This window comes from Propioniciclava sp. MC1595 (assembly GCF_017569205.1).
GTDB lineage: Bacteria > Actinomycetota > Actinomycetes > Propionibacteriales > Propionibacteriaceae > Propioniciclava.
Window position 1 is genome coordinate 2,457,283 of record NZ_CP071870.1, and the last position, 25,019, is coordinate 2,482,301.

A 25,019-nucleotide genomic window follows, 5' to 3' on the forward strand; every position below is an offset into this window, starting at 1 on the left:
GACCACCCCCAGGGGTGTCGGCCACCCCCACCCCCGGCCCGTTGTCGAGCCGGTGGGTGTCGATCTCGGGCACGGCCCGCGTCGTCGACGACATCGAGCTCAAGAAGCGCCTGTGGGACACCGTCACCGACGCCTTCGCCGAGCAGGGCCCCGAGGACCCGGTGAACGTGGTGGTCGAGGTCGACCCCGACGCCGCCTCGATGTGGGACTCCCCCGGTGCCGTCGGCACGCTGCTCGCCCTCGTGAAGTCCAAGGTCACCGGCGAGACGGGCCGGCCCGGCGAACAGCGCGACCTCACGGTCTGATGCGCGCGGCCGGTCGCCGCAACGACCGGCGCTGAGGTCACCCGCGCAGGAACTCGGCCGCCAACGGAGCGGCGTCGGAGCCGCCGTAGCGGCCGTCGGCCACGAACGCGGCCACCGCCAGGTCGCCGTGGCCGACGATGACCCACGCGTGGTACTGCTCGGGCGCGTACGTCGCGGTACCGGTCTTGGCCAGCACGCCGTCCAAGCCGGCCAGCGCGCCGTAGCCGCCCTCGACCGCGTTGTTGGCGAGTAGTGAGCGCAGGGCCGACGCCTCGGCCTCGGTCAGCGGGCTGGCCGGGGGCGGCGTCTCGCGCGGCTCGTCGACCAGGACCGGCGACACGGTGTGCCCCGCGATCACGCTGGCCATGACCGTGGCCATGCCGAGCGGGGAGGCCACGACCTTTCCCTGGCCGATCATGGACGCCGCGTGCTCGACCACGGTGCCCTCGACGGGCACCGACCCGAGGAAGCCCCCCACCACGAGCTTCGGCTCGGCGGTCAGACCGAGCGCCCCGGCGGCCTCGATGACGCCGTCCTGGGTCACCCGGTCGCGCGCGTTGATGAAGGCACTGTTGCAGGAATGGGCCAGCGCGGTGTGCAGGGGCACCTCGCCCAGCGCCGAGGCCGGGTACCCCTCCCAGTTGTCGAACCGGTAGCCGTCGACCACCACGCCGTCGGTGCAGGGGACGGGCGAGTCGGGCGTGAGGCCCTCGCGCAGCAACGCCAGCGCGGACACGGTCTTGAAGGTCGAGCCCGGCGCGTACTGCCCCAGCGTCGCGGTCGAGAGCCCCTCCGAGCCGGGCCCGGACGCGGCGGCCAGGATCGCCCCGTCGGAGGGCCGCACCGCGACCAGCGCGCTGGCCGGCCCCACCCCGGACAGGATCCGCTCGGCCCTCATCTGGAGCTCCACGTCGATGGTGGTGACCACGTCGGCGCCGTCCAGCGCCTCGACCCGGAAGGCCTCGCGGGCCTCGCCGTCGGCGTCCACGATCGACACCACGAAGCCGGTGGTGCCGGCGAGGACGTGGTTGCGGGCCTCCTGCAGGCCGCCGCGGCCGACGAGGTCGCCGGCACGGATGGTGCCGCCCGACTTCTCGACCTGCTCGGCGGTGGCATCGCCCACCACGCCCAGCAGCGGGCGGGCGAAGGAGGAGCTGATACCCAGCGGGAAGGTCGTGGGCACGGCGCGCACCCCGATCCAGCGCTCGGCCCTGGCCACGAGCTCCTGGTCGGCCTCGACATGCCGGCGCAGGATGCGGGCCTCGACGAAGGCGCGCGGGCCGCTGCGCTCGACGCGGTCGGCGAAGGCGGCGGCGTCCATGCCCAGCTCGGTGGCCAGCTTGCCGGCGGAGTCGACGGCGGTGGCCGCGTCGGTGAGCGTCTTGTCGATGCCCAGGCGCCACGCCGGGGTGTTGGTGGCCAGGGCCTCGCCGCGCTGGCCGAGGATCGACCCGCGCACGGGCGTGAGCCGGGAGGCCCGCAGGGACTCCCCCTCCGCCAGGTCGGGGGCGATGGCGGCGGGCACCAGGCGTGCCCGCCAGTCCTCGCCGTCGCGGACCAGCTCGAGGTCGGTGGTGTACTCCCAGGCCGGCTTGCCCTCGTGGATGACCCACGACCAGGCGAGCTGGGTGGAGACCACGCCGGGCTCGCGCGGCGACAGCTCGGTCGTGCGGGTGACGGTCGGGCGCAGCGCCCCCATCCCGGAGTAGACCGCCGCCAGGTCGACCGCTGCGGGCTCGGCCACGTCGGTCGCGGCGAGTTCGCCGCTGGCCAGGCCGGCCACGATCCGGTCGGCGGCCTGCTGCATCAGCTGGGCCGGGCGGACGCTGAACCACCACACGCCCCCGGCCAGCCCCGCCACGCCGGCCACGAGGGCCAGCACGAGGACGAGGACGGAGCGGCGCATGTCAGGCGTGGACCACGATCTCCACGCGCTGGAACTCCTTGACCTCGGTGTAGCCGGTGGTGCCCATCGCCTTGCGGAGGGCGCCGACGAGGTTCATGGTGCCGTCGGGCGTGTGCGACGGACCGAGGACGATCTCCTCCAGCGAGCCGACCCGGCCCATCCGGACGCGCTCGCCGCGCGGCAGCTCGGGGTGCCAGGCCTCGGGGCCCCAGTGCCAGCCGCGGCCGGGGGCCTCCTCGGCGCGGGCGAGCGGGGTCGAGACCATGCAGGCGTCGGCGCCGCAGGCGATGGCCTTGGCGATGTCGCCGGAGCGGCCCAGCGCGCCGTCGGCGATGACGTGCACGTAGCGGCCGCCGGACTCGTCCATGTAGTCGCGGCGCGCGGCGGCGACGTCGGCAACGGCCGAGGCCATCGGCACCTCGACGCCCAGCACGTGGCGGGTGCGGCCGGTGGCGGCGCCGCCGAAGCCGACGAGGACGCCCGCGGCGCCGGTGCGCATCAGGTGCAGCGCCGCCTGGTAGGTCGCGCAGCCGCCGACGATGACCGGCACGTCGAGCTTGCGGATGAACTCCTTGAGGTTCAGCGGCTCCTGCGCGCTGGAGACGTGCTCGGCCGACACGGTGGTGCCGCGGATCACGAAGAAGTCGACCCCGGCGCGCTCGACGACGGACGCGAACTCCTGCGCCCGCTGGGGGCTCAGCGCCCCGGCGACCGGGACGCCGGCGTCCCGGATCTGCTTCATGCGCTCGGCGATCAGCTCGGGCTTGACCGGCTCGGAGTACAGCTCCTGCATGCGGGCGGTGGCGGCGACGGCGTCGCTGATCTCGGCGAGCTCGGCGAGGATCGGGTCGGGGTCGTCGTAGCGCGTCCACAGGCCCTCGAGGTTGAGGACGCCGAGGCCGCCCATGCGGCCGAACGCGATCGCGGTGTCGGGCGACATCACCGAGTCCATCGGGGCCGCGACGATCGGGAACTCGAAGGTGAGGGCGTCGATGCTCCAGGTGAGCTTCACGTCCTGCGGGCTGCGGGTGCGCCGCGTCGGGACGATCGCGATGTCGTCGAAGGAGTACACCTGCGTTGCGCGCTTGGCGCGGCCGATCTCGATCATCATGCTCACTTCTGGGTGTAGTTGGGGGCTTCGACGGTCATCTGGATGTCGTGCGGGTGGGACTCGCGCAGGCCCGCGGAGGTGATGCGGACGAACCGGCCGCGCTCCTGCAGTTCGGGGATGGTGCGGGCGCCGGAGTAGAACATCGACTGCTTCAACCCGCCGATCAGCTGGTAGGCCACGGCGGCGAGCGGGCCGCGGTAGGCGACCTGGCCCTCGATGCCCTCGGGCACGAGCTGGTCGTCGGTGGACGCCGAGGCCTGGAAGTAGCGGTCGGAGGCGTACGAGCCCTGCTTGCCGCGGGCCTTCATGGCGCCCAGCGAGCCCATGCCCCGGTAGCGCTTGAACTGCTTGCCGTTGATGAACACCAGGTCGCCGGGGCTCTCGTCGCAGCCGGCGAGCAGCGAGCCCAGCATCACGGCGTTGGCGCCGGCCACGATGGCCTTGGCGATGTCGCCGGAGTACTGCAGGCCGCCGTCGCCGATCACGGGCACGCCGGCCGGCTTCGCGGCCCGGGCGGCCTCGTAGATCGCGGTGACCTGCGGGACGCCGACGCCGGCGACCACGCGCGTGGTGCAGATCGAGCCGGGCCCGATGCCGACCTTCACCGCGTCGCCACCGGCCTCGACGATGGCCTTGGCGCCCTCGTAGGTGCCGACGTTGCCGCCGATGATGTCGACGTGGGCGGCCAGCGGCTCGGCCTTGAGGCGGCGGATGAGGTCCATCTCGGCGCGACTGTGGCCGTGGGCGGTGTCGGTGACCAGGGCGTCCACCCCGGCCTCGACCAGGAGCATCGCGCGCTCCCACGCGTCGCCGAAGGTCCCGATCGCGGCGCCGACGCGCAGGCGGCCCTGCGGGTCCTTCGTTGCGTCGGGGTACTTGTCGGACTTCACGTAGTCCTTGAGCGTGATCAGGCCGGTGAGCCTGCCGTCGGCGTCCACGAGCGGCAGCTTCTCGATCTTGTGCTTCCCGAGCAGCTTGAGCGCCTCGTCGGCCGGCATGCCGGGGTGGCCGGTGACCAGCGGCATGCGGGTCATGACGTCGCCGACGCGGCGGTTCGGGTCGTCCTCGAAGCGCATGTCGCGGTTGGTGATGATGCCGACCAGGCGGCCCTCGGCGTCGACCACGGGCAAGCCGGAGATGCGGTAGGTGCCGCACATCTCGTCGACCTCGCCGATCGTGGCGTCGACGGTGGTGGTGATGGGCTGGTCGACCATGCCGGCCTCGGACCGCTTCACGCGGTCGACCTTGCTGGCCTGCTCGTCGGCCGACATGTTGCGGTGCAGGATGCCCAGCCCGCCCTGGCGGGCCATCGCGATGGCCATGCGGGCCTCGGTCACCGTGTCCATCGCCGAGCTCAGCAGCGGGACCCGCAGCGAGATGCGCCGGCTCACCTGGGTGGTGGTCTCGACCTCGTTGGGGATGACGTCGGACTCGTTCGGCTGCAGCAGCACGTCGTCGAACGTGAGGCCCAACGGCGCGAACGGCGCCGGCACTCCAGAGGGGGTCAGGTCATCGAACGACATCTAGTTTCTCCACCTTCGGCCACGGGCCACTCGACAGGCCGTCAGTCTATCCCCGGCCCCCGACAGGGCCCGATTCCGTCCCGCCCGGTCGCGGCGGCCGCTCACACGACGTCGGCCAGCGCCGCGTCCAACCCGCCGAACCGGTAGGTGAAGCCCAGTTCCACGGGGAGGATCTGCGGCACGATCCGCTGGCTGGCCATGATCACCTCGGCGGTGAGGTCGGGGCCGAAGCTGGCCCGCAGCAGCGCCTCGGGGACCGGAAGGCCTGGGCGCCGGCCATGGGCGCGGGCCAGGGCGGCGACGAAGTCAGCCTCGCGCACCGGCTGGGGCGCCGCGATGACCACCGGGCCCTCGTGGCGGCCGGTGAGCAGGAAGATGGTGGCGGTGACCCAGTCGGCGATGTGGATCCAGGAGCGCCATTGGCGCCCGTGCCCCATCCGGCCGGCGAGCAGGCCGCGCTTGCGTCGCTCCCACATGCCGCCGGGCACACCGAGCACCACGGGCGTCCGGAGCAGCACGGTGGGGACGGGCGCGTGCCGCGCGGCCGCCTCCCACGCGGCCGTGGACTGGGCCAGCCACCCGCGGCCCACCCCGGAGTCGGCGTCGAGCACGACCTCGCCGCGGTCGCCGTGGAAGCTGGTGGCCGACAGGTTCGCGTACCGCTGGCAGCGCCCGTCGGGCTCGAGGTGGCTGACGACGGTGAGGGAGCCGGTGACCTGGCTGCCCCGGATCCGGTCCCGGACCGCCGGCGTCCAGCGCGTCCAGACGTTGGCCTCGAAGACGTTGGCGACGGCGTCCACGTCGGAGAGGCCGGGGCCGTCGATGCGGCCCGCCGCCGGGTCCCAGCGGCGCTCGCCCGGGCCGGACGCCTCGCGCTCGACCAGCCGCACGACATCGTGGCCGGCCTCGGCCAAGCCGTCGGCCAGCGGTCCTGCGAGTCGTCCCGAGGTCACCGCCACGCGCATGGGACGAGTGTAGGCCTCCGGAGGGAGACCGTTTACCATACCCGTCGGGGTATCGTGGTTCCGTGCCCGACCGCGACCTGACCGACCGTGCCCGTACCTCCCGGGACGGGGCGATCGCCCGCTGGGCGGACGCGGCCGGTGGTGGGTCCACGTGCCGCATCGGCGGGGGCACCGACCGGGTGGCGCTCAAGCGGGCCGAGGGTGCCGCGACGGCGCTGCGCCAGCTGGTGCGACGGCTCGACGGGGGCGAGGACGCCGCCTCCGCGCTCGCCGAGGAGCTGGGACGCTGGTCCTCCCCCGCCCTGACCGACCGCGGTGACGACTGGCGCCACTACACCGAGGGCGGCCTGGCGGCGCTGGAGGCGCTGGCGTCATGCGCTGACGGGCTCGCCGGGGCGTGAGCGCTGCACCGGCAGCGCGCACGCGATCTCGCCGCGCAGACGGCGGTCGAGGGCCCAGACCAACAGCACGAGCCCGATGACGCCGAGTACCGGCTGCACCGGGGCGAACCACTGCAGCGCGCCGGCGTAACCGAGCGCGAGCAGGGCCACCTTGTTGCACACCGGGCACCCGACCGCGAGGTAGGCCAGCAGGCCGCCGACCAGACCGCTGGAGGGGACCTTCTCGTCGCCTGCCCGCACGTAGGTGGCGCCGAGGAGGCCGCCCAGCACGGCGGTGGCGACCAGCACGGGCCAGGCCCACCAGGTCGTGGGGACGTCACGCCCGAAGACGGGGTTGGGGATCATCGCGGTGGGCAGGCCGACGACCAGGACGGTGCCGATCGCCCACGCGGCCGCGACCGCCCAGCGGCGACGCGGCCAGCCGAGCAGGGCCCGCCACGCGCTCGCGCCGATGCCCGGGGAGCGCCTCACGAGGCACCCGCCTCGCCGGCCTCGGCGTCCGCCGTGGCCTGGCGCCGGACCTCGTCGACGTCGAGCGCCGCCACGGCACCCACGAGCTGCTCGAGCCCGGCGGCGTTCATCGCGCCCGCCTCGCGGTAGACGAGGACGCCCCCGCGGAAGGCCATGAGGGTGGGGATGGCCTGGATCTGCAGCGCGCCCGCGAGCTGGCCGTACGCCTCGGTGTCGAGCTTGCCGAACACGACGTCGGGGTGGGCCTCGGAGACCTTCTCGTACACCGGGCCGAAGCGCAGGCACGGGCCGCACCAGGACGCCCAGAAGTCGACCAGCACGGTCTCGTTGTCGGTAATGGTGGCGGCGAAGTTCTCTTCGGTCAGCTCGACGGTGGCCATGGCCTGCCTCTCGTGAAGTCGGTGTCACGCGCCATGATACATACCCCCGGGGGTATCAGTCCACGTACCCGTGCCAGACGACGGTCTGGAACGCGTTCCAGACCAGGAACGCCACGACGAAGCCGGCGACCCAGAGGCGCTGGCGGCGGGTGAGGGGCACCAGCCCCAGGAGCGCGAGGCTCCAGGGCACGTACCACGGGTGCATGGCCTGGCCGAGCACCGCGAGCGCGAGCGAGCCCCAACCGACCGCCGCCACCGGGCGGTCGGAGAACCGGATGACCACCCAGGCCAGGACGGCGAGCAGGGTCACGTTGGAGGCCATGCCCACGACGAACCGGAAGGGGGCCGGGTCGGCGCCCAGCCACTCCACCAGGTAACCGCCGAACTGGCCGAGCAGGGCGAAGGGCCCCGGCGTCCCGGCGGTGCCCATGAGGGTGAGCCAAGCCGTCCAGCCGAAGCCCTTGCCGGTGATGACGCCCAGCGCCACGAACACCGCCACCGCGATCCCGGTCACCCCGGCGGTGCGCAGGCCGAGCACCCAGAGCCGGCGCGCGAGCGGGAGGTCGCGCAGGCGGAACAGCAACGGGACGCCGGCGACGGCCAGCACCGTCAGCCCGGCCTGCTGCTTCAGCGCCATCGCGACGCCGACGAGCACGGGGGCCACGACCCAGACCAGCAGGCGCGACCGGGCCCCGCCGAGCGGGGTCTCCAGGGCGACCACCACGACGTACACCGCGAGGAGGGACACCCCCGCCATGAGGGCGTCGTTGTGCGCGCCCCCGATGAAGTGGACCAGCAGCAACGGGTTCAGCAGCCCCCACCACGTGGCGCGGCCGGGCGCGAGCGGGTCGGTGGGCGACAGGTGCGCCGCGATGCGCGGCAGGGTCAGGCCGATCAGGACCACGCCCAGGATGGCCGGCAAGCGCATGGCCGCGACCGACCAGTAGTCGTCGGCGCCGGTCAGGGCCACGACCGCCTGGTTGACCAGCAGCGACAGGGGTGGGTAGGCGACGCCACTCCCCCGCCACAGCGGGTCGACCGAGTCGGCGAACGGACCGCCCGCGCTGCCGAGGCCCTCGGCGTACACGGAACCGCCGGAGTTCTCGATCCAGCCCGAGTCGGCGTACAGCACGGCGTCGGCCGAGAGCGTGGGCGGCGACCAGAGCAGCGGGAGCGCCCACACGGCCAGCAACCATCCCGGACGCCCCACCGGCGGCCGTCCGGCACGCGGGCGCAGGCGCCACCAGAGCACGGCCAGCACCACGGCGCCGAGGACGACCACCACGCGGTTCAGCGGCATCGGCAGGGCGGTGCCGATCGCCATGACGACGGGATCGAGCCACCCGTCGGGGTGGAAGGCGAACTCGGGGTGCGCCGACCCCCAGGCGACGAGGGCGGAGGCGAGCGCGCCCAGTCCGGCCGCGAGCCCCCACGGGAGGGTGCCGCGGGCGTCCGGGGTGGGTTCGGTCACCGCTGCGCTCACTCTCGGCAGCCTAACGAAGGCGGTTCGGCGGCGCGATGTCGCCCCGCTCCGGGGCGGTCAACCGCGGGCGGCCGGCCGTCCCGCCCGCCTGGGGCGGGCCAGCCCCGCACGCAGGAGCGGGCGCACCCGGTAGCCGATGACCTCACGCAGGTAGACGCTCGTCGACGTGCGGGTGATGCCCGGGCACAGCCGGATCTCCTCGGCGACCCGGTAGAGGTCGTCGGGATCGCGGGCCACGACGTGGCACAGCAGGTCGATGTCCCCGGCAGGCGCGTGGCACTCGAGCACCTCTGGGATGCGGCGCAGGGCCTCGACCGCGGCGTCCAGCTGGTGCTGGTCGAGCTCGGCGGCGACCGTGGCGTGCAACCCGCGACCCAGCGCGGCGGGCGGGACGAGGCTGCTCGTCAGCCGGAACAGCCCGTCGGTGCGGTACCGCTCGAGCCGGGCCTGGATCGTGCCGCGGGCCAGCCCGGTGCGCTCGCTGAGCGACAGGACGGTCATGCGGGGGTCGGCGTCCAGCTCGAGCAGCAGGCGGCGGTCGATGTCGTCGAGCTGGTACACAGCGGCTCCTTCGCGGGTTTGATCAACCTGACGGTTGGATCCTTACCCAATCTGATCAGATTGACCAGCAGTTGTGCAGCGAGTTGTGCACCACATCGCTTCGGGGCTGGAATGGTGCACATCAGGTGCGAGGCCCTCACGAGGGGCCGGGCGCCGCCGGACCACCCCCGCGCCACCACCCGCGGGCCGAGGTCGGGAAACGGATCGGGGCCCCCACGCCAAGCGTGGGGGCCCCGAAGGTTTCGCTCACTCAGTGGGCGTGGCCGTGGCCGTCCTCGTCGTCCTCGGGCTTCTCCACCACCAGGGTTTCGGTGGTGAGCAACAGGCCCGCGATGGACGCCGCGTTGGCCAGGGCCGAACGCGTCACCTTGACCGGGTCGATGACACCGGAGGCGATGAGGTCCTCGTAGGTGCCCGTGGCGCCGTTCCAGCCGTGGCCGGGCTGCAGCTCCTTGACCTTGGAGACGATGACGTAGCCGGGCTCGCCACCGTTCTCCGCGATCCAGCGCAGCGGCTCGACGACGGCCTTCTCGACGATCTGGACGCCGACGCGCTCGTCACCGGTCAGGCCGAGGCCGTCGGAGAGCACCGAGGCGGCGTGCACGAGGGCGGAACCGCCACCGGCGACGATGCCCTCCTCGATGGCCGCACGGGTGGCGCTCACGGCGTCCTCGATGCGGTGCTTCTTCTCCTTCATCTCGACCTCGGTCGCAGCGCCGACCTTGATCACGCACACGCCACCGGCCAGCTTCGCGACCCGCTCCTGGAGCTTCTCGCGGTCCCAGTCGGAGTCGGTGCGGGAGATCTCGCCCCGCAGCTGCTCGACGCGACCCGCCACCGCGGACGCCTCGCCGGCGCCGTCGACGATGGTGGTGTTGTCCTTGGTCACCACGACGCGGCGGGCGCGGCCCAGCACGTCGAGGCCGACCTGGTCGAGCTTGAGGCCGACCTCGGCGGCGACGACCTGGCCGCCGGTGAGGATCGCGATGTCCTCGAGCATGGCCTTGCGGCGGTCACCGAAGGCGGGGGCCTTGACGGCCACCGAGGTGAAGGTGCCGCGGATCTTGTTCACCACGAGGGTGGACAGGGCCTCGCCGTCGACGTCCTCGGCCACGATGAAGAGCTGGCCGCCGGCGCCGATGACCTTCTCCAGCAGCGGCAGGAGGTCGGCCATCGAGCTGATCTTGCCCGAGTGGATGAGGATGTACGGGTCGTCGAGGATGGCCTCCATGCGCTCAGGGTCGGTCACCATGTACGGCGACAGGTAGCCCTTGTCGAACTGCATGCCCTCGGTGAACTCGAGCTCGGTGCCCAACGTGTTGGACTCGTCGACGGTGATGACGCCGTCCTTGCCGACCTTGTCGAAGGCGTCGGCGATGAGCTCGCCGATCTCGGAGTCACGGCTGGAGATCGTCGCGACCGAGGCCATGTCGGCGGTGGTGTCGACCTGGCGGGCGACCTTGTGGAGCTCCTCGCCGAGGGCGTCCACGGCCTTCTCGATGCCGCGCTTGATGCCGACCGGGTTGATGCCGGCCGCAACGGCGCGCAGGCCCTCGTGGACCAGCGCCTGGGCGAGCACCGTCGCCGTCGTCGTGCCGTCACCGGCGACGTCGTTGGTCTTGGTGGCGACCTCCTTGGCGAGCTGTGCGCCGAGGTTCTCGTAGGGGTCGTTGAGCTCGACCTCCTTGGCCACGGTCACGCCGTCGTTGGTGATCGTCGGGGCGCCCCACTTCTTGTCGAGCACCACGTACCGGCCCTTCGGGCCGAGCGTCACCTTCACGGCGTTGGCGAGGGCGTCGACGCCACGCTCGAGCGAGCGGCGCGCCTCCTCGTCAAACTGAAGGATCTTGGGCATGGATGACTTCCTTACTTGGAGACGACGGCGAGGATGTCACGAGCGTTCAGGAGCAGGTACTCCTGGCCGTCGTACTTGACCTCGGTGCCGCCGTACTTGGAGAAGATGACGACGTCGCCCTCGGCGACGTCCAGCGGAACGCGGTTGCCGTTGTCGTCGATGCGGCCGGGGCCGGTCGCCACGACCTTGCCCTCCTGCGGCTTCTCCTTGGCGGTGTCGGGGATGACCAGGCCCGAGGCGGTGGTGGTCTCTGCCTCCAGGGGCTGGACGAGGACGCGGTCCTCGAGCGGCTTGATCGTGACGGCCACGATGGTGCCCTTTCTTCGTGTTGGGGCCCCGGTGCGGGACCCACGGTTTCGTTCGATGTGCGCCGCCCAGGCGTCGTCGCGGTGCCGCCGTGGGCTGGCAGACTCGATGGTCGAGTGCCAACGACGACTCTAGCCACGTGCTGGCACTCGTTCAACCCGAGTGCTAATCCGGGAGGGACTGCGCCGGCCCCGCCCGCCCGCACACGAGGACGCGCGCCCCGTCCCGGGTGGGGGTGACCACGAGCGTCGCGACCCCCCTGCCCCTGGGCCTGAGTCGCCGGCGCAGGGCGGCGGGGTCGAACTCGAGGCCGCGCTTCTTGATCTCGAGAGTACCGACGCCGCGCTCACGTACCCACGCGCGCAGCACCTGCTCGTCGAACGGCAGCACCTCGCGCACGGCGAAGACCGTCGCGAAGGGGGTCGGCTGGTCCCACGGGGCACTCAGGTAGGCGATGCCGTCGGCGATGCGGTGGGCCTTCACCAGCCCGGCGAACTCGTCGACGAGCCCGGCGCGGACGACCGCCCCGTCGGGTTCGTAGAGGTACTCCTCGATGGCGCCCACCCCGGCAGACGGACGGCCGGTGTCGGCGAGCTCGACCCCGTCGACGATCGCGGCGCGGCGGCCCGGGCGGGCGCCCGGCCCGGCCCACAGGGCGCACTCGACGACGCTGCCGGCGTCGGAGACCCACTCGGCCTCGACCGTGTCGGGGATCAGGCTGTGCGGCACACCCGGCCCGAGCTTCACGCATGCGGGGCGGGTGCCGTCGAGCAGCGCCTCGACGAACGGCCACGGCGGGCTGAGGTCCTCCACGCGCCACGAGCGGCCGGCCCCGGTGCGGCGGGCAGGGTCGGCGAACACGGCCAAGTCGGGGTCGGACGCCGCGAGCTGCGGCCACAGATCGGTGACGTCGCCGACGAGCACTTCGGTGCCGAGGTTGGCCTGCGCGAGCACGGCGGTGACCTCGTCGCGCTCGACGGCGATGACGTGGAGGCCCGCGTCCTGGAGCGCCAGCGCGTCCACGCCGAGGCCGCACCCGAGGTCGGCGACGCGCGTCGCCCCGGTGGCGGCGAGCCGGGCAGCCCGGCGGGCGGCCACCGGCCAGCGCGTGGCCTGCTCGAGGCCGTCGGCGGTGAGGAACAGGTTTTCGGCGCGGTGCCCGAGCTTGGCGACGGCGCGGCGGCGCAGGGCGACCTGGTCGAGGACGGCCGCCGCTTGGTCGGGTTCCACGAGCGCGCGCAGGCGGGTGGCGGCACCGAGCGATCCCGGGTCGGCCTCGGCCGCGGCAGCGCGCAGGGCCGGGCCCGCGGCGTCCGAAACGAGCCAGCGGGCAGTGGCGACGTCCACGCTCAGCCGACGATGTGGATGACGACCAGGCCGTCGGGCGACTTGGTGCCCGCGACCTCCCACGCCCAGTCGACCGCGCGGGTGATGCCGGCGGCCAGGCCGTACTTCGCGCGGGTCGCGGTGGCCGCCTCGGCGAGCTGGTCGCCCTCGGTGACGAGCTCGGCGCGGCCCTCGAACACCGGCTCGGTACGCAGGGCCTTGCCGGAGCCGGACGCCGCCTGCACCGACACCACGTGGCTGTGGCCGAGCCGGTCGACCCACGGGGTGCTGTGCGGGGTCCAGATGCCGACCGTGTCCTCGCCCAGCCGCACGACGTACTCCGACGACGTGGTGGCCGTGCCGTCGGCGGCGAAGGTGGTCACGCAGATGCGGTCGGCGTCGCCGAGGCTCACGGGTGCGTCCCGTCGGCCGGGCCCTCGGGCAGGGCGCCGCGCTCGGCCGCCTTGTTGGCGATCGCGGCACTGCGGCCGGAGTTGACCTCGTCGAGCGTCGAGCGGCGGACCTGTCCCTGCGTGCGCGTCGGCAGGCCGAGGCCCAGGCCGAGCAGCAGGCCACCCGCGAGCGCCACGCCGGCGATCATGGTGGTCGTCGTGACCGGGTTGGCGATGACGCGCGCGCTGTCGTAGCGCTGCGCGGCGCCGATGATCTCCTGCATGTCCCAGCCGAACCGGAACAGCCAGACGCCCGCGCCGACGAGCGCGGCGAGGCCGAGCAGGCCGAGCAACCACTTCAGAGGCTTCATGGGCGGCAGCCTATCGCCGGGCTCCGGCGGGGCGGCAAGCCATCGCCCGGGGAACTCCCCGGGAGGACTAACGTGGGGGGCGACCCAGGAAAGGACCAGCGATGCGCGTTCTCGTCACCGGCGGCGCCGGCTACATCGGCTCCCACACCACCCTCGCCCTCCTGCGCGAGGGCCACGAGGTGCTCGTGGTGGACGACCTGTCCAACAGCTCCGAGGAGTCGCTGCGCCGGGTGGCCGGGCTGGCCGGGCGCGAGGCGTCCTTCGTCGAGGCGAACGTGCGGGACGAGGCTGCGTTGGAGGAGGCCTTCGCCGGCTTCTCCCCCGAGGCCGTGATCCACTTCGCCGGCTGGAAGGCCGTGGGCGAGTCGACGCAGATCCCGCTGACGTACTACCGCGAGAACCTCGAGTCCACGATCACCCTGCTCGAGGTCATGGCCCGGCACGCGTGCCACAAGATCGTGTTCTCGAGCTCGGCGACCGTGTACGGCGAGCTGTCCGAGCCGCCCTTCGTCGAGGACGCCCCCACCGGCGCCACCAACCCCTACGGCCGCACCAAGCACATGATCGAGCAGATCCTGGAGGACGCCTCGGCGGCCGACCCCGAGCTGCGCGTGGCGGTGCTGCGCTACTTCAACCCGATCGGCGCCGACCCCTCGGGCCGCATCGGCGAGGACCCGAAGGGCATCCCCAACAACCTGCTGCCCTTCGTGGCCCAGGTCGCGGCCGGGCGCCGCGAGAAGCTGATGGTCTTCGGCGACGACTACGACACCCCCGACGGCACGGGCACCCGCGACTACATCCACGTGGTCGACCTCGCCGCCGGACACCTGGCCGCGCTGGCGAAGCTCGAGACCTCCGGCGGCTACCACGTCTGGAACCTCGGCACGGGCAACCCGACCTCGGTCCTGCAGATCGTGCACGCGTTCGAGGAGGCGTCGGGCATCCAGATCCCCTACGAGATCGTCGCCCGCCGTCCCGGCGACGTGGCGTCCTCGTTCGCCGACCCCGCCAAGGCCCAGGCCGAGCTCGGCTGGCGTGCCGAGCTGTCCGTCGAGCAGGCCTGCGCCGACACCTACCGGTGGCAGTCCGCCAACCCCAACGGCTTCGCCGACGCCTGATGGCTCGGGTCACGTGGCTCACAGACCAGCCGTCCGTGACAGATGCGCCTCGTAGGTGAATCCGCGCCTGCTCGAGCAGGTGCAGATTCACCCAACACGCGTGGCTGAAAGCATGGAGCCGCCCCGGGCCTAGGGTCGCCATCCCTGGCGCTCGAGCGCGGTGCGCAGGAGCTTGCCCAGGGCGCTGACGCTCCAGGCCTGGGCCCAGCCCCAACGGGTGACCCAGAACCCAGCCTGCCGGATGCTCTCCTGCCTGCGGTTCTGCGCGACCATGACGTCCTCGGGTGACTGGTCGTTCCCCTCGACCCGGCGGTACTTGACCTTGCCGTCGACCTCGCCGATGAGGTTCCAGTCCTCCCACCCGAAGTCGCCGCGTGCCACGAGGAGCCCATCGACCTCGACGCGGAACTGGGGAACGGGTTGGGGCAGCCCCGTACGGGAGATCATCACCCGGCTCACCGATTCGGCCACCGACTCGGAGCGGCCATCGGCGAAGGCGATCACCTGACGCGCCTGCTCCACGCCGGTCATTCCCTTGCTGGCCTGGACCACGGCCAACAACGAATCCCGCGAGACGTCCCGGGCCAGGGCCTGGTCGGCGGCCACCACGGCCCACGCGTGCTGGGCTGTCCGGGCGAGGTCTACCACCGTGCGGGCGAGGGACGTGACGCGCAGGTCACCCACCGTCACGACATCGTCCGCGGTGAACCGGGCGCAGTGAAGGTGGTAGGTCGCCGTCCGCCTGCCGCGGCCCGGTGGCGGCGTGGTCAGGTCCACCAGCCGTGGGTTGTCGACCTGCACCGCCAGCCCGTGGGCGATGGCCGCCGAGGCGTGCGAGAGCACCACGGAGTCACGGTGCGTGCTGAGCAGGGCCGCGGCCCGCACCAGGTGCTCGTCGCGCGGGGACAGCTCCCGGGCTGGGGTGTAGACCCGGCGCGTGAGCCTGACCAACTCATGCGCAGCGACGGCGCGGCGCACCTGGTACGGGGTCCAACCCGCTGACCTCAGGGCAGGGATTGATCTCAACTGGGGGTCGTCCATGCCTCCAGCCAACCGGTCCCGGTGCCGCCGGGCACCAAACCGGGTGCGTCGCCTGTGGACAACACGGGACAGACGCGCCTGATCGGTGAATCCGCACCCCCTTCAGCAGGCGCGGATTCACCGACGAGGCGCATATCTGCCGATCGAGGCCCGGCACCCTTGGCGTCAGTCCTCCAGGACCAACTCCGGGTAGACCGGCTGCCACATGGCGTCGAAGACCTCCTGCACGGGGTCGGTGAGGGGCTCGCCGGCGACGCCCTCGGCCTCGGCCGCCTTGGCGACGGCGATCGCGACGGTCGCGGACACGCGACGAAGGTCGTTCAGGGCCGGCAGGATCGACTGGCCGGGACGGCTGATCCGCACCAGCGAGGCCAGCGCCTGCGCGGCAGCGCCGATCATGCCGTCGGTGACCCGCGAGGCCCGGCAGACCGAGACGCCCAGCCCCAGCCCCGGGAAGATGAACGCGTTGTTGGCCTGGGCGATCGTGTACTCCACGCCCTCGTACCGGACCGGGTCGAAGGGCGACCCGGTGGCGATGAGCGCCCGCCCGGACGTCCACTCCAGCAGGTGGGCCGGGGTGGCCTCGACCAGCGAGGTCGGGTTCGACAGCGGCATGATGATCGGCCGCTCGGTGTGGGAGGCCATGTCGGTCACGATCTCCTGCGTGAACGACCCCGGCTGCGCCGACGTGCCGATCAGGATCGTCGGGTGCACGTTGCGCACCACGTCGGCCAGCCCGATGTGGCCGGGCTCGTCGAGGGTCCAGTGCTCGACCTCGCCGTGGGCCCGACCGTAGGGCCGCTGGAAGTCGCGCGCCTTCGCGCCCGGGGCGTCCGTGACGAGGCCACGGCTGGCAGTGACCCAGAACCGCTGGCGTGCCTGCTCGGGGGTCAGCCCCTCGGCGACCATGAGGTCGACCAGCAGGTCGGCGATGCCGATGCCGGCCGTCCCGGCCCCGTGGATCACGACGCGCTGCGCGGAGAGCTTCTCGCCCTTGGCGCGCACCCCCGCGAGCGCGGCGGCCCCGACGACGGCCGCGGTGCCCTGCACGTCGTCGTTGAAGGTGCACACCTTGTCGCGGTAGGTGGTCAGGATCCGGTGGGCGTTGTCGGCGCCGAAGTCCTCCCAGTGGATCATCGCGTGCGGGAACACCCGCTGGACCCCGGCCACGAACTCCTCGATGAACGCGTCGTAGCGCTCACCGCGCACGCGCGCCTGGCGCAGGCCGAGGTAGAGGTCGTCGTTGAGCAGGCGCAGGTTGTCGGTGCCGACGTCGAGCACGACGGGCACCATGCGATTCGGGTCGACGCCCGCGGCCGCCGTGTAGAGGCTCTTCTTGCCCAGGCAGATCTCGACGCCGCCCACGCCCTGGTCGCCGATGCCGAGGATGCCCTCGGAGTCGGTGACGATGACGATGTCGACGTCCTCGGCGCGGCGCCCCATGGCCAGCAGCGACTCGTCGATCACCTCGGGGGCGTTGATGTTGAGGAACACGCCGTGGATCTGGCGGAACATCATGCTGAATTCCTGGATCGCGTCACCGATCGTGGGGGTGTAGATGATCGGCATCATCTCGGCCATGTGCTCGCTGACGAGGCGGTAGAACAGCACCGTGTTGCGGTCGCGCAGCCCGCGCAGGTACGCGAACTGCTGCAGCGGGCTGCCCGCGGCGAGGAAGCGCTGGTAAGTGCGGTGCAGCTGGCCCTCGAGCGGGGTCGAGTGCGCCGGCAGCAGGCCAATCAGGCCCAGCTTCTGACGCTCCTCCTGCGTGAAGGCCGTGCCCCGGTTGAGCCGCGGGATGCGCAGGATGGCGCTGCCCCGGGCGTTGACCTTGATCCGGGTGCCGTGGTTGCCGGGCAGGACCTCGTACGCGCGCTCAGTCATGTCGCCACCCTAGGCCCGGACGGACGCCCTCAGGTGCGGTGCTCGAACTCGGCGTCCTCGTCGTCGGTGTAGAACTGCTGCTTGGTCTCGGGGGGCAGTGAGTCGCCCTCGATCCCGCGCAGGTACTCCTCGAGCCCGACGCGGCGCTCCGCGGCCCGCTGCTCCATCTCGCGCAGCCGGTCGAGGACGCCGCGTTCGGCCAGCAGCCGACGCCCGGCCTCGTGCAGGGCCCGGTTGCCGGCGAGGAACTCGGCCTCGTCGAACACCTTGCACGCCACCTGGTGGGGGAAGGTGTCGAACCCGACCTGCTCCTCCAGGCGCGAGAACCGCTTGACGATGTAGTCGACCTCCTCGCGCACCATCGGGTTGCGCAGGTACAGCCACTTCCGTTGGCGGATGGCCTCGTCGAGGGCCTCAACCAGGGACTCGGGTGCGTCGTCGGAGGCCAGCACCACGAGGTCGAGGTCGGAGCCATCCACCCGGCCGCCGGTGCTGCTCTCCTGCCGGGCCACGTCGTGGGACATCCCGTACACGACGTCGCCGGCGATGAGCACGCACACGTGCTCGGAGTCGCGCGGCACCCCGGCGATCGACATCACCTCGGTGGTGAACCGCTCGGCCGTGCGCCGCTTGAGGCGGGAGATCCGGACGGTTCGCTTCTCCAGCGCCGTCGCGGCGGCCTCGATCGCCTCGTCCTGGCCGGGCAGCCCGACCACGGTGTAGGTGAGGAACTCGCGCAGGATCGAGGGCGACAGCCGCGCGAAGCCCTCGACCGTGCGGTCGAGGCGCAGGTAGCGGCGTCCGATCCGGCGCAGGCGGAAGTCGTCGTCGTTGCGGCAGGCCTTCCACAGGCCGAACACCTCTCCCCCGACGGCGGCGTGCAGGTCGGCGCCCGTCAGCGGGCCGCGCTCGGCCAGAACCGACGCGACGGCGTCAAGGTCGACCATCAGCCGCGCAGGTCGAGGGCCGGCAGGAGGTCGGCCGCGTGCGCGAGGCGTCCGTCGATGATGCCCTGCAGCCAGCCCGTGCCGGCCGCGCGGGCCTCGGGAGTGAGGCCCTTCACCGCGGCCAGGTAGCCGGACGCCGGGTCCAGCTCGGCGGCCAGCGCGTCGGGCACCGGCTCCTCGGGCGTCCCGAACACGCCCAGCACGGCGTCCAGGTTCTCCCGCAGCTGGCGGCGTCCCTCATCGGCGTCGTCGAGGTGTCCGACCAGGGCCCGGATGCGCTTGACCCGCTCGGATCGGCCCGACGCGAGCGCCGCGAGCGCACCCTCGTAGACCAGGTCGCCGAGCTCCTGCGCCGCGAAGAACGGACGCCGCACGCCGCGGTACCACGCCTCGAGCGCGTCGAGGGAGGCCACGTAGGTGAGGTTGCGCCGCAGCAGGCGGGGCAGCTGCTTGTAGGAGTGCTTGGCCAGCGGGCGCACCATACCGGGCGGGGCGTCGGGGATGACGAGGTTGCCGTCGTCGACCATGTCCGAGCGCAGCACCGCGCCGGCCGCCACGACGGTGCCGAAGCCGGTGTAGACCGGGCCCACCGCGCCGCCCTGGCCACCCAGGAAGATCGCGGGCCGGTCGAGCATGACGCCGCGGGCCACGTCACCGAACAGGGACGCCGTGGTCTTGTTCCCGTCGGGGGTGTAGTTGAAGTGGATGTAGGACGAGCCGACCTCGGAGTGGTCCGAGCGCGAGGTGCCGCCCGACATCAGGCAGTCGCAGAAGTTGATCAGGCTGCCCAGCGTCACGAACGGGAACAGGATCGTCTGCTTGAGCCCGACGGTGTGCGCCCCGTTCGCCTCCTCCTCGAGGATCGACCCCTCGCGCACGTGCGCGCCCGAGCCCATGTTCGCCCCGTCGAGGAACACCGCCTTGCTGACGTAGCCGCCCTTGAGGTCGACGTTGGGGCCCAGCTGGGAGCTCTCGACGGTGACCGGGGTCTCGGCGCCGAGCGTGCAACCGGCGGAGATGACCGTGGACGGCCCGCGCAACCGCGTGCCGTTGTGCAGCGTCACCCCGTCGCCGGAGATCTTGTCGACGTCGACGTCCTCGGCGATGTCGACGCTCGCGGGGTTCGGGATGCGCACCCCCTTGTCGAGCAGTGCTTGCAGGGCGGCGTCCCGGTGGCTCATGTCCCGGAATCCTACTGCCGGCCCACGCGCCCGGTGCAGAGGCGGGCGGGGTCAGTCGTCCCGCAGTGCGGTGGACGGTGGCTCAGGCACGGGCACCGGCGGCGCGGCCTCGCCCGAGAGTTCGGCCTCGCGCTCGGCGCGCGACGGAACCTGCGCGACGAGGATGCCGGTCATCATCAGGGCCGCGCCGACGTAGCCGAGGGTGGTGAACCGCTCGCCCAGCAGCAGGGCGCCGCCGACGGCGCCCCAGAGCGACTCCAGCGACATGATCATCGCCGCGATGGACGCCCGGGCGTGCCGCTGGCCCAGCACCTGCAGCGTGAAGGCGACGCCGGTGGACAGGATGCCCGCGAACGCCACCGCCCCGAACGCGGGCAGCAGCCCGGCGAACGCGTCGGGCGACTGGACGACGGCGATCACGTGCGAGACGACCGCCATGACGGCGAACTGGGCCACCGACAGCCGGATCGGGTCCACGCGGCGGGCGAACCGCCCCACGCCGAGGATCTGGAACGTCCAGAACAGGGTGCCGATGAGCACGAGCAGGTCGCCGGCGCCGATGGTGCCGCCGGTCCAGGTCAGCAGGAACAGCCCGGGCACCGCGAGCGCGATGCCGGCCCACGTGAACCCGGTGGTCCTCTGACCGAACAGCACCCCCGCCAGCGGCACCAGGACCATGTAGAGCCCGGTCACGAACGAGGCGTTGCCGGCCGTGGTCTGCTCGATGCCCAGCTGCTGCAGCGTCTGGCCGCCGGTCAGCATCAGGCCGATGAACAGGCCGGGCTTGACCACCGAGCGCCACGCCTGGAGCCGCTCGTGGGGGCTGCGCGCTGCCCGCGTGTCCAGGAACCAGACCAGCGGCAGCAGGGCCAGCACACCCAGGTAGCCGCGGGCGGCGTTGAACGCGTACGCGCCGAGGTGTTCGGCCCCGAGGCGCTGGGCGACGAAGGTGAACCCCCAGATCAGGGAGCAGCCGACCAGCAGCAGGTAGGCGCGGGTGTCCTGCCGCATCAGACCAGCACGGTGGAGATCGGCAGCCCCGAGTTCGCGCCGATGTCGAGCGAGCTGGGCCGGTGCCCGCGGCGCACGACCTCGGCGCCGAGGGCGGCCATCATCGCGCCGTTGTCGGTGCACAGGCCAGGTCGCGGACGCCGCACGGTCACGCCGCGCTCCCCCGCCCGCTCGGCCAGCAGGCCGCGCAGGCGCGAGTTCGCGGCCACGCCGCCCCCGAGCACGATCGTGTCGAGGTCGAAGTGGGCGCACATGTCCATGGCCTTGGCGGTGAGCACGTCGGCGACCGCCTCCTGGAACGAGGCGGCCACGTCGGCCTCGGCGAACGGACGCCCCGCGCGCCGCTCGGTCTCCACCCAGCGCGAGACGGCGGTCTTCAGCCCGGAGAAGGAGAAGTCGAAGCGGTGCTGCTCGAGGTCGTGGCGGGCGGTGAGGCCGCGCGGGAACCGGATCGCCTTCGGGTCGCCCTCGGCCGCGAGCCGGTCGATGACCGGTCCGCCGGGATAGCCCAGGCCGAGCAGCCGGGCGACCTTGTCGTAGGCCTCGCCCGCGGCGTCGTCGATGGTCGAGCCGACCTCGGTGATCTTCGCCGTGATGTCGTCGACGACCAACAGCGAGGTGTGCCCGCCCGAGACGAGAAGGGCGCCGAAGCGCTCGGGCAGCGGCCCGTGGTCGAGCAGGTCGACCGCGACATGGCCGACGAGGTGGTTCAGCCCGTACAGCGGCTTGTCGAGGGCGACCGCGAGCGCCTTGGCGGCCGACAGGCCCACGACGAGGGCGCCCATGAGTCCGGGGCCGGCGGTCACGCAGATCCCGTCGACCTCGGACGCATCGACGTCGGCCGCCTCCAGCGCCCGGCGCAGCGTCGGCACCATGGCCTGCAGGTGGGCGCGCGAGGCGACCTCGGGCACGACCCCGCCGAAGCGGACGTGCTGCTCGACCGAGCTCGCGACCTCGTTCGACAGCAGCTCGTGTCCGCGCACGACCGCCACGCCCGTCTCGTCGCAGCTCGACTCGATGCCGATGACCAGCGGTTCGCTCACGATTCCCTCCCCAGGGGCAGCGCCATGACGAGCGCGTCGGCCCCGGCGCCGTAGTAGTTCGCGCGGCGCGCCAGCGCCACGAAGCCGACCTGCTCGTACAGCGCGATGGCCGGGTCGTTGCCGGCCTCGACCTCGAGCATGACCTGCTGGGCGCCCATGGCGTCGGCCCACTCCAGGCCGGCGAGAACGAGGCGGCGGCCGATCCCGGCGCGGCGGGCGTAGGAGGCGACCACGACCCGGTTCAGGTCTGCGACGTCGGCGACGGCGCTGAAGGTCGCCACCCCGCGGACCGCACCCGCGGCGTCCTTCTCGACCAGGGTGAGGCGGCCGTCGGCGTCCAGCTCGTCGGCCCAGGCCTGCTCGCTCCAGCCGGCGCGGGTGAACGCCTGCTCCAGCTGCATGATCGCGGGCAGGTCGGCGCGGGTGGCGGTGGTGACGATCATCGGGTCCGCCTCAGGGCCAGGCGGGGCGCCCCCAGCGTGGACTTGGTGCGGGTCGGCACCTCGGCGTCGGGCCGGCGCAGGTAGAGCGGCTCGAGCCCGGCGTCGGGCAGGTCGGCGGCGGCCAGCCAGCCGGCGTCGAGCGCGACCGGTCCGGACGCCTCGCCGGCCAGGTGGGCCCCCGGCCCGGCCAAGGGCAGCGCGGGCAGCGTGTCGGGCGCGGACACCTCGGGCCCGGCGACCCGGCGGCCGGTGCCGTCGTAGCGGGCCCAGTAGACCTCCTTGCGGCGGGCATCGCTCACCACGAGGAACTCCTCCGGCGCCCCGGTGGCCGCCCATTCGGCGGCCACGGCGTCCAGCGAGCAGGCCCCGGTGACCGGGACGCCGAGCACCTCGGCCAGCGTCGTGGCGGTGACCACCCCGACGCGCAGGCCGGTGAAGGGGCCCGGGCCGACGCCGGCGACCACGCGGTCCACGTCGGCGAGCGCGATCCCCGCCTCGGCGGCGACGCGCTGCACCAGGGGCATCAGCTCCTCGGCGTGCGCGCGGGTGTCGTCGACGGTGGCCGAGGCGGCGATACGTCCGTCGACGGCGAGGGCTGCGGCGACGACCGTCGAGGTGTCGACGGCCAGCGTGGTGCTCATGCGTCCTCCTTCGCCGCGGCCGCGAGCTCGTCGCGGCTCCAGCGCTCCCCCACGCCGGTCAGGAAGACCCAGCGGGTGTCATCGTGGGGGTCGATCCCCCGGCGGATGTCGATGTCGAGCCGGTCGTCGGCCAGCCCCTCGGCGACGCCGGCGCCCCACTCGACGAGGGTGACCGAGGCGTCCAGGGACGCCTCCAGGTCGATGTCCTCCAGCTCGGCGAACGAGCCGAGGCGGTAGGCGTCCACGTGCACGAGGGCGGGGCCGTCCGCCAGCGGCGGGTGGACGCGCGAGAGCACGAAGGTCGGCGAGATAACCGGGCCGGCGACGCCGAGCCCGGCGCCGATGCCCTGGGTGAGGGTCGTCTTGCCGGCGCCCAGGTCACCGGTGGCGATCACGAGGTCCCCGGCGCGCAGCACGCCGGCGAGCCGGGTGCCCAGCGACCGCATGGCCGCGGCGTCCGGGACCTCGACGGCGACGGGCAGGGACCGCGCCATGACGACGCAGTTGCCCTCGTCGCCGGCCGGCGCGAAGCCGTGGCGGCCCCACCAGGCCTGGATCTGCGGGAACTCCTTGCGCGCGAGCAGTTGCACGCGTTCCTCGCCGGCGGCGGCCAGGTGCTCGAGCACGACCTCGACCAGGAAGGAGGCGACCCCCTGCTCGCGGAACTCCGGCAGCACCCCCACCCGGCCCAGGCGCATCGCGCCGGACTGGCGGGCGGTCATGACCAGACCGGCCAGGGTGTCGTCGATGAAGGCGAGGTAGCCGGTGCCGTGCTCGATGCGCGCCCGCACCGAGGCGAGGTCGTCGGTCAGGGCTTCGGGCCGGTCGCCGACCACGGGCCGGGCCCGGAACGCGGCGTGGATGAGGTCGAGGGCCGCCTCGGCGTCCGCGACCGTGGCCGGGCGCACGGTCAGCACGCGGCCGTCCGGCAGTTCGGCCGCGGCGAGTTCGCGGGCAGCGTCGAGAGTCATGGCAACCTTCGGTGGTGGGAGCGGGCGGGACACGACAGTGCCACCGGGCCGCCCCATCGTACTCCAGCGCGGGCGTCACCGGTCGTTCACCGACACGTCATGCAACCGCCCTCGTGCGTGCACCTCGACCGCGTGTCATGGGGGCATGCGGGTCGCGATCATCACCGAGTCGTTCCTGCCCGAGGTGAACGGCGTCGTCAACTCCGTGTTGCGCGTGCTCGACCACCTGGTCGACCACGGCCACGACGTGCTGCTCCTCGCCCCCGAGGCGCCCGGGGCGCCCACCGACTACCGCGGAGTCCCGATCGTGCCGATGGCGTCGCTGGCGTTCCCCGGCTACCAGCAGGTGCGCATCTGCACCACCCCGCAGCTCGCCCTGGAGTGGACGCTGGCCTCCTTCTCCCCCGACGTCGTGCACCTGGCCTCGCCGATCAACGTCGGCTACCGCGCGGCCCTGGCCGCCCGTCGGCTCGGCCTCCCCTGCGTGGCGGTCTACCAGACCGACGTGCCCGGCTACGCGTCGCGGTACGGCATCCCGGCGCTCGAGGCGTACCTGTGGGCGCGGGTGCGCGGCACCCACCAAGCGGCGACGCTGAACCTCGCGCCGAGCTCGGCCTCCATCGCCCAGCTCGAGGGCCTCGGGGTCGGCGACCTGCGGCGGTGGGGGCGCGGTGTCGACGGCGAGCTGTTCCACCCCTCCAAGCGTTCGGACGCCCTCCGCGCGGCCTGGGCCCCTGCCGGGGAGCGCATCGTGGGCTACCTCGGACGCCTCGCGCCCGAGAAGCAGGTCGACGACCTCCACGTGCTGGCCGGACTGCCCGGGACGCGCGTCGTCGTGGTCGGGGACGGACCCGAGCGGGCCTCGCTGGAGCAGCGCCTGCCGGACGCCGTCTTCACCGGCCAGCTGCGCGGCGAGGAGCTCGCCGCCGCGGTCGCCTCGTTCGACGTGTTCGTGACCCCCGGCGAGCTGGAGACCTTCGGCCAGACGATTCAGGAGGCCATGGCCTCGGGGCTGCCGGTCGTGGCGCCGGCGTCCGGGGGGCCGGTCGACCTGGTCGACCCGTCGCGCACGGGCTGGCTGTACACCCCCGGCGACCTGCTAGGACTGCGCGAGCACGTGGCCGACCTCGTCGGCGACGACGCCAAGCGCCGCGCCATGGGCCGCTCGGCCCGCGAGGCCACCGAGCCCCGCACGTGGGCGGCGATCTGCGCCCAGCTCGTGGAGCACTACGCCGAGGCGATCGCCCTCAAGCGCGAGCAGGAACACACGGCCCGCCAGATGGCCTTCGCCCTGCGCCACGGCAGGCCGCTGCGCGTCTGACGCCGAGGGCTTGGGTTTGGCACGTCGAGGGCTTGGGTTTGGGACGCCGAGGGCTTGGGTGT

General features: G+C 73.0%; 26 protein-coding genes. 4 read left to right on the top strand and 22 right to left on the bottom strand.

The genetic code is table 11. From position 1 onward, the window contains the following. Positions 1-14: 14 nt before the first annotated feature. Positions 15-305 (top strand): pyridoxamine 5'-phosphate oxidase family protein, encoded by a 291-nt coding sequence (locus J4N02_RS11810; RefSeq protein ID WP_188333102.1) that lies wholly within the window; start codon positions 15-17, stop codon positions 303-305. A 37-nt stretch (positions 306-342) separates the two neighbouring features. Here J4N02_RS11810 and J4N02_RS11815 read toward each other — a convergent pair whose 3' ends face one another. From J4N02_RS11815 to J4N02_RS11830, 4 genes are all read right to left on the bottom strand, one after another. Further along, positions 343-2,211 carry a penicillin-binding transpeptidase domain-containing protein gene (locus tag J4N02_RS11815; protein WP_188333103.1) on the bottom strand — a complete coding sequence of 623 codons (1,869 nt, stop codon included), beginning with the start codon at positions 2,209-2,211 and terminating at the stop codon, positions 343-345. Between the two features lies 1 nt (position 2,212). Then, positions 2,213-3,319, bottom strand: coding sequence for a GuaB3 family IMP dehydrogenase-related protein (locus J4N02_RS11820; RefSeq protein WP_188333162.1), 1,107 nt, complete (start codon positions 3,317-3,319; stop codon positions 2,213-2,215). A gap of 5 nt (positions 3,320-3,324) precedes the next feature. Continuing rightward, complete coding sequence (gene guaB / locus J4N02_RS11825) at positions 3,325-4,845, bottom strand: IMP dehydrogenase (RefSeq protein ID WP_188333104.1); 1,521 nt, start codon at positions 4,843-4,845, stop codon at positions 3,325-3,327. 101 nt (positions 4,846-4,946) lie between these two features. Next, the gene (locus tag J4N02_RS11830; RefSeq protein ID WP_188333105.1) at positions 4,947-5,810 is read right to left on the bottom strand and encodes a DUF1731 domain-containing protein; all 864 of its coding nucleotides are present in this window, start codon (positions 5,808-5,810) and stop codon (positions 4,947-4,949) included. A 62-nt stretch (positions 5,811-5,872) separates the two neighbouring features. Here J4N02_RS11830 and J4N02_RS11835 point away from each other — a divergent pair, with 62 nt between their 5' ends. After that, the gene (locus J4N02_RS11835; RefSeq protein ID WP_188333106.1) at positions 5,873-6,211 is read left to right on the top strand and encodes a hypothetical protein; all 339 of its coding nucleotides are present in this window, start codon (positions 5,873-5,875) and stop codon (positions 6,209-6,211) included. Here J4N02_RS11835 and J4N02_RS11840 read toward each other — a convergent pair. The 9 genes from J4N02_RS11840 to J4N02_RS11880 form a co-directional block, all read right to left on the bottom strand. Then, complete coding sequence (locus J4N02_RS11840) at positions 6,182-6,682, bottom strand: hypothetical protein (protein ID WP_208090957.1); 501 nt, start codon at positions 6,680-6,682, stop codon at positions 6,182-6,184. The two genes, J4N02_RS11835 and J4N02_RS11840, sit on opposite strands and share 30 nt — an antisense overlap. Continuing rightward, complete coding sequence (locus J4N02_RS11845; protein ID WP_188333107.1) at positions 6,679-7,062, bottom strand: co-chaperone YbbN; 384 nt, start codon at positions 7,060-7,062, stop codon at positions 6,679-6,681. The genes J4N02_RS11840 and J4N02_RS11845 overlap by 4 nt, the downstream gene beginning before the upstream one ends. A gap of 55 nt (positions 7,063-7,117) precedes the next feature. Continuing rightward, positions 7,118-8,545: a polyprenol phosphomannose-dependent alpha 1,6 mannosyltransferase MptB gene (gene mptB / locus J4N02_RS11850; protein WP_188333108.1), complete on the bottom strand. Its 1,428-nt coding sequence runs from the start codon at positions 8,543-8,545 to the stop codon at positions 7,118-7,120. A 57-nt stretch (positions 8,546-8,602) separates the two neighbouring features. Beyond that, a complete protein-coding gene (locus J4N02_RS11855; protein WP_188333109.1) occupies positions 8,603-9,106 on the bottom strand; it encodes an Lrp/AsnC family transcriptional regulator in 504 nt (167 codons plus the stop codon). A 250-nt stretch (positions 9,107-9,356) separates the two neighbouring features. Then, entirely contained in the window at positions 9,357-10,961 is a 1,605-nt protein-coding gene (gene groL / locus J4N02_RS11860; protein ID WP_182816533.1) for a chaperonin GroEL, read from the bottom strand. 11 nt (positions 10,962-10,972) lie between these two features. After that, on the bottom strand, positions 10,973-11,269 hold the full coding sequence (groES, locus tag J4N02_RS11865; protein WP_188333110.1) for a co-chaperone GroES: 297 nt from the start codon (positions 11,267-11,269) through the stop codon (positions 10,973-10,975). A 163-nt stretch (positions 11,270-11,432) separates the two neighbouring features. Then, positions 11,433-12,614 (bottom strand): class I SAM-dependent methyltransferase, encoded by a 1,182-nt coding sequence (locus J4N02_RS11870; protein ID WP_188333111.1) that lies wholly within the window; start codon positions 12,612-12,614, stop codon positions 11,433-11,435. Positions 12,615-12,616: 2 nt separating this feature from the next. After that, on the bottom strand, positions 12,617-13,006 hold the full coding sequence (locus J4N02_RS11875; protein ID WP_182816539.1) for a hypothetical protein: 390 nt from the start codon (positions 13,004-13,006) through the stop codon (positions 12,617-12,619). Beyond that, entirely contained in the window at positions 13,003-13,356 is a 354-nt protein-coding gene (locus J4N02_RS11880; RefSeq protein WP_182816541.1) for a hypothetical protein, read from the bottom strand. The genes J4N02_RS11875 and J4N02_RS11880 overlap by 4 nt, the downstream gene beginning before the upstream one ends. 101 nt (positions 13,357-13,457) lie before the next feature. Here J4N02_RS11880 and galE point away from each other — a divergent pair, with 101 nt between their 5' ends. Next, positions 13,458-14,474: a UDP-glucose 4-epimerase GalE gene (gene galE / locus J4N02_RS11885; RefSeq protein ID WP_182816543.1), complete on the top strand. Its 1,017-nt coding sequence runs from the start codon at positions 13,458-13,460 to the stop codon at positions 14,472-14,474. A 129-nt stretch (positions 14,475-14,603) separates the two neighbouring features. Here galE and J4N02_RS11890 read toward each other — a convergent pair whose 3' ends face one another. From J4N02_RS11890 to tsaE, 9 genes are all read right to left on the bottom strand, one after another. Next, the gene (locus J4N02_RS11890) at positions 14,604-15,515 is read right to left on the bottom strand and encodes a hypothetical protein (RefSeq protein ID WP_188333112.1); all 912 of its coding nucleotides are present in this window, start codon (positions 15,513-15,515) and stop codon (positions 14,604-14,606) included. Positions 15,516-15,680: 165 nt separating this feature from the next. Further along, positions 15,681-17,399 carry an NAD-dependent malic enzyme gene (locus J4N02_RS11895; protein ID WP_188333113.1) on the bottom strand — a complete coding sequence of 573 codons (1,719 nt, stop codon included), beginning with the start codon at positions 17,397-17,399 and terminating at the stop codon, positions 15,681-15,683. A gap of 29 nt (positions 17,400-17,428) precedes the next feature. Next, entirely contained in the window at positions 17,429-18,346 is a 918-nt protein-coding gene (locus J4N02_RS11900; RefSeq protein ID WP_188333114.1) for a hypothetical protein, read from the bottom strand. Next, the gene (locus tag J4N02_RS11905; RefSeq protein ID WP_188333115.1) at positions 18,346-19,527 is read right to left on the bottom strand and encodes a UDP-N-acetylglucosamine pyrophosphorylase; all 1,182 of its coding nucleotides are present in this window, start codon (positions 19,525-19,527) and stop codon (positions 18,346-18,348) included. Before J4N02_RS11905 ends, J4N02_RS11900 begins: the two co-directional genes overlap by 1 nt. Positions 19,528-19,578: 51 nt before the next feature. Beyond that, positions 19,579-20,538: a DMT family transporter gene (locus J4N02_RS11910; protein ID WP_188333116.1), complete on the bottom strand. Its 960-nt coding sequence runs from the start codon at positions 20,536-20,538 to the stop codon at positions 19,579-19,581. After that, positions 20,538-21,581, bottom strand: coding sequence for a tRNA (adenosine(37)-N6)-threonylcarbamoyltransferase complex transferase subunit TsaD (tsaD, locus tag J4N02_RS11915; RefSeq protein WP_182816553.1), 1,044 nt, complete (start codon positions 21,579-21,581; stop codon positions 20,538-20,540). Before tsaD ends, J4N02_RS11910 begins: the two co-directional genes overlap by 1 nt. Continuing rightward, entirely contained in the window at positions 21,578-22,024 is a 447-nt protein-coding gene (locus tag J4N02_RS11920; protein ID WP_188333117.1) for a GNAT family N-acetyltransferase, read from the bottom strand. The genes tsaD and J4N02_RS11920 overlap by 4 nt, the downstream gene beginning before the upstream one ends. Next, a complete protein-coding gene (gene tsaB, locus J4N02_RS11925) occupies positions 22,021-22,665 on the bottom strand; it encodes a tRNA (adenosine(37)-N6)-threonylcarbamoyltransferase complex dimerization subunit type 1 TsaB (RefSeq protein ID WP_188333118.1) in 645 nt (214 codons plus the stop codon). Before tsaB ends, J4N02_RS11920 begins: the two co-directional genes overlap by 4 nt. Beyond that, positions 22,662-23,636 carry a tRNA (adenosine(37)-N6)-threonylcarbamoyltransferase complex ATPase subunit type 1 TsaE gene (tsaE, locus tag J4N02_RS17200; protein ID WP_188333119.1) on the bottom strand — a complete coding sequence of 325 codons (975 nt, stop codon included), beginning with the start codon at positions 23,634-23,636 and terminating at the stop codon, positions 22,662-22,664. The genes tsaB and tsaE overlap by 4 nt, the downstream gene beginning before the upstream one ends. A 145-nt stretch (positions 23,637-23,781) precedes the next feature. Here tsaE and J4N02_RS11935 point away from each other — a divergent pair, with 145 nt between their 5' ends. Next, complete coding sequence (locus J4N02_RS11935; protein WP_188333120.1) at positions 23,782-24,957, top strand: glycosyltransferase family 1 protein; 1,176 nt, start codon at positions 23,782-23,784, stop codon at positions 24,955-24,957. The last annotated feature ends 62 nt before the right edge of the window (positions 24,958-25,019 follow it).